The organism is Nonomuraea deserti (genome assembly GCF_004348685.1).
Lineage (GTDB): Bacteria > Actinomycetota > Actinomycetes > Streptosporangiales > Streptosporangiaceae > Nonomuraea > Nonomuraea deserti.
On record NZ_SMKO01000297.1, the window covers coordinates 1 to 8,443 of the forward strand.

The following is an 8,443-nucleotide window of genomic DNA, read 5'->3' on the forward strand; positions in this document are numbered from 1 at the left end:
GTGGCCGGGGGACGCGTGAGCATCGCTATGCGCATCCTGAAGGTGGATCCTTTACCGTCGGCCGCTATGACCGATCGGTTGATCCGTACGAGCAGCCGGCTTCTCCTCCCGCTGGTCGTGCTCGCGCTGGCGTCCTGCAGTCTCTCTCATACCGGCGGCAGCGGGGAGGAGCGCCAGCCGCCGTCGTCGTCGCGGACCGGCGCTTCGGCGGCCACGACGCCGCCGGGTCCGTCGGCCACGCCGTCGCCGACGGGCGCAGAGCCGTCGAGTTGCCCGAACGGCGAGCTGATCCCGGCCGTGGAGGTGCCGGCGGTGCACGCCGACCCGGTGCTCGTGCCGGAGGCGAAGGTCGGGGGAGAGGTCGTTCCCGCTGTCACCATCCCGGGTGTGGACATCCCGGCCGTGCGCATCCCCGCTCAGTGCACGGAGGTGGCGCCGGCGCCCGGTGGCTGTCTGGGGGCCGCGTCGATCCCGCCGGTGTCGATCCCGGCCGTGCGGATCCCGGCGGTCGAGATTCCCGGCGTGGACGCGGGCGGGGTCAAGCTCGACCCGGTGCGGGCGGAGGGTGTCTCGGCTCCGGCCACGAGCGCGGAGGGCGTGTCGACTCCTGAGGTGTGCCAGGTCGAGCCCAAGGACGGTGGTGTGGTGCCGTTCGTGATCCGCCCCTTTGTGATCCGGCCGTTCGTGATCCGCCCGTTCGTGATCCGTCGTTCGATCATCCGGCCGGAGGGGTGCAACGCGCAGCGGGAGTGCATTCCCGCGGTGGAGGTGCCCGCGGTGGAGGTGCCCGGGGTCGAGGTGCCGGGGGTGGAGATCCCGGGAGCGGAGTTGAAGGGGTACGAGGTCGGCGAGAGCCAGGTGTTGGAGGGTGAGAGCTCGATCGCGTTCGCTCTGAAGGCCGACGTGCTGTTCGATTTCGACAGTGCCGTTGTCAAGCCGTCCGCGGCCGCCGAGCTGAGGAGGATCGCGCGGCGGGTGGCGGAGGAGGCCGGCGACGGGGTGACCGTTCATGTCGACGGGCATACCGATGCCAAGGGTGACGTCGCGCACAATCAGCCGCTGTCGGAGCGGCGGGCGCGGGCGGTGGCGGACTGGCTGGCGTCGGAAGGCGGGCTTTCTGGGGTGCGGCTGGTGGCGCGGGGGTTCGGGGAGTCGAAGCCCGTCGCGCCGAACACGAAGGCGGGCGGTTCCGACAATCCGGCCGGCCGGGCCAAGAACCGCCGGGTGGTGATCTCGGCGCAGAGATGAGTGCCTGCCGGGGTCGTGGCGGTGTTGCGGGGGGTCGCCGGGGGATGTCATGGTGGGGCTGAGCTGGGGATTCGGGTACCTACCTACGCGGAAACAGGTACTCATATGGGGGTTTCTCACCTCTTTCTTGGGTGGGTGGAGAGACCAGTCTGGTCACGTGAGCTCAATCCGCTGGGAAGCGGGAAGCGAGGATCGAAGTCATGTGCCAGCACCAGCCGCCCTGTCCCCCCGCGGACGCCGCCGGCCGGGAGGCCGCGCGCCTTGTGGCGTACCACCCCGAGCAGGGATGGGGTCTGCTGTGCAACGGGGTCGTCTTCTTCGACGACACCGGCGAGCTGCTGCCGGACGGCCGCAGCGTCATCCCCTCCGCAGCCGTCTGCGCCGGGCGGGCACCATGAACGCGACGGCGACGTGGACTCTGCCGCCACTGACGGCGTCGGTGCCGCGTGCCCGCCACGCCGTACGCGCCCAATTGCTCGCCTGGGGCCTGCCGCACGGCAGCGAAGCCGCCGAGCTGCTGGTCAGCGAACTCGTCACCAACGCCGTACGCCACGCCCACGGCCACGTCCGGCTGCGCCTGTCGCTCACCGGCGACCTGCTGCGCTGCGAGGTGGAGGACGCCAGCCCCGACCTGCCCCACCTGCGCACGGCCGGCCACGAGGACGAAAGCTCACGCGGCCTGCAACTGGTCGAGGCTCTCGCCTCCGGCTGGGGCAGCAACCGCACCCGGCGCGGCAAGCGCGTCTGGTTCGACCTGCCGCTGCCGCAACAGGCCGCCGAGGACACCCTGACGCTCGAGGCGCAGGCCTGCTGACCGGCCGCCGCCCGCCCCGCCGCGACCAATCCCGGCATTGGCGCTCATCAGGCCGCCGCCTGCACCAGACTCACACCATGACCTCCAGCAAACGCCTCCGCAAGAAAGTCGCCATCACGGTCATGCGAGCGGCCAGAGCCGCCAACCGCAGCACAATCACCCGCACCCTGCTTCGCGGCCGCAGCGTCCGCCGCCTCCCCCTGGTCAACCGCCTCTACCACACGGTGTTCCGGCTGGGCGTCACCACCTCCGACCACGACGCGGAAGCCCACTACCGCGGCGTCGTGCTCACCGGCCCCGCCTGGGACGCCACCATCATGCCCTCGGTCTCGGCGGGCTACTACGAAGAGTTCGAAGTCACCCTGTTCGAACGACTGGCCGCCGCGAGCCGCACCATCCTCGACGTCGGCGCCAACATCGGCGTCTACGCCTGCACCGGCGCCACGCACCTGCCGCCCGACGGCACCCTGATCGCCTTCGAACCCGTGCCCGAGAACCTCGGCTACCTGCGGCGCAACGTCGACCGCAACGACCTGGCCGCCCGCGTCACCATCGAACCGGTCGCCGTCGGCGCCGCACCCGGCGACCTGACCCTGCACCTGTCAGGCGAGCAGTCCGGCAAACACTCCGCCGCGGCGGCCAACGTCGGCACCCCCGCCGGCGCCGTCACCATCCCCATGACCTCCATCGACGCCTACCTCGCCGGCCACGACCTCGCCCCGCCCGACATCATCAAAATCGACGTCGAAGGCTACGAAGGGTTCGTCCTGCACGGCGCCGCCGAAACCCTGACCGCCCAGCCCACCCTGCTGTTCGAACTCCACCCGGAACTCCAGGCCAACTGCGGCTGCTCCGCCGCCGAACTGCTCGACCTCGTCTTCGCCCGCTACCCCTGGGTCTTCCTCGTCGACGAACTCGACAACGTGCTGCGGCCCGCCACCCGCGCCGGCCTCGACGCCCCAGGCGCGATCGGCCTCTACCGCTCCAACCTCGTGGCGATCGGCCGGCGACACCACCTCGACGCCCTGCGCCCCTGGCACACCACCGCATGAACCACGCCACCGCCATGAAAGGGTCAAAAAGCCGCCACGGGCTCCTGGCCAGGGACTCGGCAGCAGCGGCCGCCACATACTGTGGGTTACGACGACACGGCTCCGGCGCCACGCTGACCCGCCGGCCGGTCGCGCCACACACCATGACAGCGGTGACCACCACCACCTCCAGGGGGCAGCGAACGAACAGGCTCCCGGCAGAGGTGACCAGCTTCATCGGACGTCGGCACGAAGTGGCCGAGGTCAAGAAACTGCTGGCCGCATCCAGAGCCGTCACCCTCACCGGCGTCGGCGGCGTCGGCAAGACCCGCCTGGGCCTGCGCGTCGGCCAGGACGTACGCCGCTCCTTCCGCGACGGCGTATGGCTCGTCGAACTCGCCGCCCTGCACCAGCCCGGCATGCTCGCAGAAAGCGTCGTCGAAGCCCTGGAGATCCGCGGCCACACCGCCGCGCCCCCCATGGACGTGCTCACCCACTACCTGCACGACAAGCAGGCCCTGCTCATCCTCGACAACTGCGAGCACCTCCTGCACGAATGCGCCGTCCTCGCCGACACCCTGCTGCGCGCCTCCCGCGACCTGCGCATCCTCGCCACCAGCCGGCAGGCGCTCGGCATCGCCAGCGAGCAGGCCGTACCCGTGCCGCCCCTGTCGCTGCCCGACGGCCACACCCCCCGCCCCGCCCTCGACACCCTCAAACAGGGCGACGCCGTCCGCCTGTTCGCCGAACGCGCCCGAGCCGTCCTGCCCACCTTCGCCGTCACCGAGGACAACCGAGAGGTCATCGCCCGCATCGTCCGCCGCCTCGACGGCCTGCCCCTGGGCATCGAGCTCGCCGCCGTCCGGCTGCGCGCCCTGTCGGCGCAGCAGCTGCTCGACCGGCTCGACGACCGATTCCGCCTGCTCAACGCCGGGTCACGGGCAGAACTGCCCCGCCACCAGACCCTGCGAGCCCTCATCGATTGGAGCTACGCACTGTGTTCGCACAAAGAACGACTGCTGTGGGAGCGGGCCTCGGCGTTCGCCGGCGGCCTGGACCTGGAAGCGGCCGAGACGATCTGCTCCGGCCGCGGAATCGCCCGCCACGACGTCGTCGACCTGGTGATCGGCCTGGTCGACAAGTCCGTGCTGATTCGCGAAGACCACCCGTGCGGCGTCCGCTACCGGATGCTGGACACCCTGCGCGCCTACGGCCGCGAACGCCTGGCCGCCTCCGGCCACCAGGACTGGCTGCGGGAACGGCACGCACGTTATTACCGCGACCTGGCCGCACGGGCCCGAGCGGACCTGTTCGGCCCCCGGCAGGTGCGCTGGTTCACCCGCCTGCACGTCGAACACGCCAACCTGCGCACCGCACTGGAGGAGTCCTTCGACGGGCCGGGCGGCGCGCGCACCGGCCTGACCATGGCCACCGACCTGCTCTATCACTGGACCACCAGTTATTACCTGGCTGAAGGCCGGCGCTGGCTGGAGCGCGGACTCGCCGCCGACGACGTCCCCGACGACGTACGCGCCTGCGCCCTGTGGGCGGGCGGCTGGCTGGCCATCATCCAGGCCGACAAAGCCGCCGCCACCACCATGCTGCACGACAGCCGCCGCGCGGGGGAGCGGCTGCACGACCAGCACGTCCTCGGCTACGTCGCCCTGTTCTCCGGCATGATCGCCATGTGGGAGGAGCGCACGGCCGACGCCATCACCCTGTACGAGCAGGCCCTGGCCAGGCACCGCGCCTGCGGCGACCCCGCCGGCACGGCCCTGTCGCTCATCCGGCTGTCACTGGCCTGCTCCTACGCCGGCGACACCGCCTCCGCGGTGGCCGCGGGGGAGGAGTGCCTGGCCCTGTGCGAAAGCCGCCGCGAAAGCTGGCACCGCGCGTACGCCATGATGGCGCTGGGCGTCGAGGTGTGGCGGCAAGGAGACCTGCGGCGCGCCACCGACCTGGAACAGCAGGCGCTGGTGGTCAACCGCAGCCTGGGCGACTCCCTGGGCATCGGCGTCACCCTCGAGGCGCTGGCCTGGATCGCCGTCTCCCAGTGCCGCCACCTGCGCGCCGCCCGCCTGCTGGGCATCCTGCAGACGGTGTGGGCGTCCGTCGGGGCGCCCCTGTCGGGGTACGGGCACCTGGCCGGCTACCACGACGCCTGCGAGCAGGAGACCCGCAAGGCGCTGGGGGAGGCGGCGTTCGCCACGGCCGTCCGGCGCGGCGCCCGCATGCCGCTCGACGAGGCGCTGGCCTACGTCCTGCAGGAGGAGCCGCCCACCGGCCGCGGCGAGGGCATCGAGCGGCTGACCCGGCTGACCCGCCGCGAAAGCGAGATCGCCCGGCTCGTCGCCCGCGGCCTGACCAACAAGGAGATAGCGGCCTCGCTCGTGATCTCACAGCGCACTGCCGAAGGCCATATCGAGCACATCCTGACCAAACTGGGCTTCAGCTCTCGCTCCCAGATCGCCGTATGGGTGGGGGAACGCACCAGAGCCGACGACGGGACCGCGCCGGGGGAGTGAAGCCGCTCTGCGGCTGCGGGCCGTAGCCGGCGTCACCGCTCGGGGGGCCATATGGCCAGGGGATCCCGCTCCGCCGTCTCCGGCCGGGCCGGTCAATGCGCGTGACCACCGCCGGCGGGCAGCTCGAACCACGCCACCTGCCCGGAGACACCCCAGCAGCAGGCCAGCCGGGCCAGCAGCGACTGGTGCGGCGCCGGGGCCGGCCGCGCCCCGGGACCGGCGAAGACGCCTGTCACCTCGCAGCGCAGCAACCCGTCGTCCACGCGCAGCGCGAGCCTGATCCGGCCGCCGCAGCGGCGCAGCGCGTCGGCGACCAGCTCGCCGACGAGCAACTCGGCGGCCTCGGCCTGCCGGTGCAGCCCCCACGCCGACAGCCGCGCCGTGGCCAGGCGGCGGGCGGCTGGCACCGCCGACGGCCGCGCCGACAGCAGCCACGACACCTCGCGGTCCTGCCCCGCCCATCCGGTGCGCAGGGCCAGCGCGTCGGCCATGGCCAGGAACGCGTTGCGGGAGGGGAGCCGTACGGCGGGCGTCCTCGGGTCGTTTCCTCGCCGGTCCATGGCTCGCACGTCGGTTCCTCTCCCTCGAGGGCTGGTGAGCGGTCCTCACGTAGCTTGCCGCCGCACCACCCACCACAAGACGGGAGAAATACCCATATGGGTACCTATTGGGTGCCTGCTGAACTACGCAGACAGCAACCCCCACCCACCACAATGGACCCCATGAACACCCGCGCCGCCGCCCAACGCTTCGCCGACACCTGGCAACACGGCTGGACCCACCACGACACCGACGCCATCATCGCCCTCTACCACGACGACGCCGTCCACACCAGCATGCCCTTCCGCCCGCCCCACCAGGGCAAACAAGCCATCGCCGACTACATCACCTGGTCATTCGGCAGCGAAACCGACCCCCACGTCACCTTCGCCACACCCCTCGTCGACGGCAACCACGCCGCCATCGAATTCCAGGTCCACGCCCTCGACAACGACCGCCCCACCACCCTCGCAGGCTGCGTCTTCGTCCACTTCGACCCCGACGGACTCGCCGTACGCACCCGCGACTACTGGCACACCACCGACCGGCACCCCGGCCCCGAACATCCAGCGAGCTAACGCGCCACCCGAACCGGCCCCGCACCCGCCACCACCGGCCGCGCCGGCCGCGACGGCACCGGAGCAGCCTGCGGCTGAGGACGCGCCACCCGCTGCGCCGCCTCCTCCTCGGCACGCCGCTCGGCGCACCCACCCCCGCAGTAACCGTTCGACACGATCAGCCGCCCCCGCAACGCCGTGTACGCCTCCTTACCCGAAGCGGGCAGAACCCCCTGACACACCTGGCATAACACCGACTGGCTCCCCACGTGCTGCTCCTCTCGCGGCGCGAATAGCAGAATCCCCACCTTAAGCCCCCCAAACCCGCCGAGGAAGCGAATCGACAGGCCGTCAAACCAGCCGTCAAACGCGCGGGGAGACCCCAAGGCTCCCATAGGTCACGGTTCTACTTGACATAATGTCCATTATCGAGCAACTACGAGAGGGGGCCGAATAAAGCGTTCCATCCCGGGAAGACGCCCCCACATGTCACCCCTGGAGGTCACCACCCCGAGCCTCATCGCACTGTCGGCCGTCATCACCGCCGCGGCCATCTGGTTGATCATCTGGGCCGTCCGGCTCACCAAACGCCCGCGCAACCGGCCCAACCCCAGTATGGATCTTGTGGACCAGGCGCGCGAGCTCAAGGCGCTCGGCCAGATCCGTGAGGCCGTCTTTCTCGTACGCGGTGAAACCGGCATGAGCCAGCGGGCCGCCTCGCGTTTCGTCAACCGGCTGTAGGTGCGGCGCCCTTCCGGGTGCCCCTGCGAAGCCGTGTCTGATACCCGACAGAACAGGGATTCTGTCTGGTATCGGGTGTTGTGTCCTGGTTTTGTGCTGCTTGTCCGCTGGTGTCGGTGGCAGGCAGCGTCCGGCGGGGTTCCCCGTCGCCCGGGCCGGTCCGCGTCCGGGATGCTCGTGCGGGGCCTGATCGTGTCCGCGCCGTCGCGAGGGAACTCCGCCCCGGCGGTCGCGGCGACCGCCGCCCGGCTCCCCCGCCTGGGGTGGGATGCGGGCCGCTCCCCCGGGTGATCGCCGTGGGGTGTGTTCACGTCGCAGAGCGTGATGTTTAGGGGCAAATGGGACTTATCGGCGCTGGTCAGCCGGGGTTTTGCGGTGAAGTGTCAGCGGTGGTGTGAGTTTCGTGTCAGCATCGATGGCATGTATGGGTCATATGGGACGGACTTTAATGTCCGAGACCGGTGGGTTCGCCCGTCCGGCTAGGTCCGGTCCCCCGTGCCCGTGCGTCGTGTCGTCTCCCCTTGTCCTGAAAGAAGTACCGCGTTGCGTATCTTGCTGCTCTGCTCCGCGTTCAATGGCCTGACCCAGCGTTCCTGGCTGGCTCTGCGGCGTGAGGGTCATGAGGTGAGTGTCGAGCTGGCCGTCTCTGAGCAGGCCATGGTGGAGGCGGCCGAGCTGGCGAAGCCGGACCTGGTGATCTGCCCGTTCCTGAAGGAGCGGGTGCCGGAGGCGTTGTGGCAGGGGCACCGTACGGTGATCATCCATCCTGGGCCTCCTGGGGACCGTGGGCCGTCGTCGCTGGACTGGGCGATCGTGGACGCCGAGCCTGAGTGGGGGGTGACGGCGTTGCAGGCGGTGGAGGAGATGGACGCGGGTCCGATCTGGGGGTATCGGATGTTCGCGATGCCGGCGGAGCCGCCGCGTAAGTCGGCGTTGTACAACGGGCCGGTGGCCGATGCGGCGGTGGAGCTGGTGGTGGAGGCTGTC

At 70.7% G+C, this 8,443-nt stretch carries 9 protein-coding genes; 8 read left to right on the forward strand and 1 reads right to left on the reverse strand.

Annotated features, from left to right (window positions below; translation table 11 throughout):
- Positions 1 to 66 precede the first annotated feature (66 nt).
- The 5 genes from E1292_RS48070 (at position 67) to E1292_RS48090 (ending at position 5,618) form a co-directional block, all read left to right on the forward strand.
- The gene (locus E1292_RS48070) at positions 67 to 1,248 is read left to right on the forward strand and encodes an OmpA family protein (RefSeq protein ID WP_132606492.1); all 1,182 of its coding nucleotides are present in this window, start codon (positions 67 to 69) and stop codon (positions 1,246 to 1,248) included.
- Positions 1,249 to 1,448: 200 nt separating this feature from the next.
- On the forward strand, positions 1,449 to 1,646 hold the full coding sequence (locus E1292_RS48075) for a DUF5999 family protein (protein WP_132606493.1): 198 nt from the start codon (positions 1,449 to 1,451) through the stop codon (positions 1,644 to 1,646).
- Positions 1,643 to 2,062, forward strand: a complete 420-nt coding sequence (locus tag E1292_RS48080; protein ID WP_165975143.1) for an ATP-binding protein — start codon at positions 1,643 to 1,645, stop codon at positions 2,060 to 2,062. Before E1292_RS48075 ends, E1292_RS48080 begins: the two co-directional genes overlap by 4 nt.
- A gap of 77 nt (positions 2,063 to 2,139) precedes the next feature.
- A complete protein-coding gene (locus E1292_RS48085; protein ID WP_132606495.1) occupies positions 2,140 to 3,114 on the forward strand; it encodes an FkbM family methyltransferase in 975 nt (324 codons plus the stop codon).
- 143 nt (positions 3,115 to 3,257) lie between these two features.
- Complete coding sequence (locus E1292_RS48090; protein ID WP_132606496.1) at positions 3,258 to 5,618, forward strand: ATP-binding protein; 2,361 nt, start codon at positions 3,258 to 3,260, stop codon at positions 5,616 to 5,618.
- Between the two features lie 92 nt (positions 5,619 to 5,710).
- Here the strand turns inward: E1292_RS48090 and E1292_RS48095 are convergent, their stop codons facing one another.
- A complete protein-coding gene (locus tag E1292_RS48095; RefSeq protein ID WP_165975144.1) occupies positions 5,711 to 6,178 on the reverse strand; it encodes an ATP-binding protein in 468 nt (155 codons plus the stop codon).
- A gap of 162 nt (positions 6,179 to 6,340) precedes the next feature.
- On the opposite strand from E1292_RS48095, the gene E1292_RS48100 reads away from it, so the two are divergent.
- The 3 genes from E1292_RS48100 to E1292_RS48110 all read left to right on the forward strand — a co-directional run.
- Positions 6,341 to 6,736, forward strand: a complete 396-nt coding sequence (locus tag E1292_RS48100; RefSeq protein ID WP_132606498.1) for a nuclear transport factor 2 family protein — start codon at positions 6,341 to 6,343, stop codon at positions 6,734 to 6,736.
- A 465-nt stretch (positions 6,737 to 7,201) separates the two neighbouring features.
- A complete protein-coding gene (locus tag E1292_RS48105; protein ID WP_132606499.1) occupies positions 7,202 to 7,456 on the forward strand; it encodes a hypothetical protein in 255 nt (84 codons plus the stop codon).
- Between the two features lie 543 nt (positions 7,457 to 7,999).
- Positions 8,000 to 8,443, forward strand: a 444-nt coding sequence (locus tag E1292_RS48110; protein WP_281284162.1) for a formyltransferase family protein, incomplete at its 3' end; no start/stop codon positions are given.

Coding starts and splice junctions, on each gene's coding strand:
- E1292_RS48095 (WP_165975144.1), bottom strand. CDS start 6,178: ATGGACCGGCGAGGAAACGACCCGAGGACGCCCGCCGTACGGCTCCCC.
- E1292_RS48080 (WP_165975143.1), top strand. CDS start 1,643: ATGAACGCGACGGCGACGTGGACTCTGCCGCCACTGACGGCGTCGGTG.
- E1292_RS48105 (WP_132606499.1), top strand. CDS start 7,202: ATGTCACCCCTGGAGGTCACCACCCCGAGCCTCATCGCACTGTCGGCC.
- E1292_RS48075 (WP_132606493.1), top strand. CDS start 1,449: ATGTGCCAGCACCAGCCGCCCTGTCCCCCCGCGGACGCCGCCGGCCGG.
- E1292_RS48100 (WP_132606498.1), top strand. CDS start 6,341: ATGAACACCCGCGCCGCCGCCCAACGCTTCGCCGACACCTGGCAACAC.
- E1292_RS48070 (WP_132606492.1), top strand. CDS start 67: ATGACCGATCGGTTGATCCGTACGAGCAGCCGGCTTCTCCTCCCGCTG.
- E1292_RS48090 (WP_132606496.1), top strand. CDS start 3,258: ATGACAGCGGTGACCACCACCACCTCCAGGGGGCAGCGAACGAACAGG.
- E1292_RS48085 (WP_132606495.1), top strand. CDS start 2,140: ATGACCTCCAGCAAACGCCTCCGCAAGAAAGTCGCCATCACGGTCATG.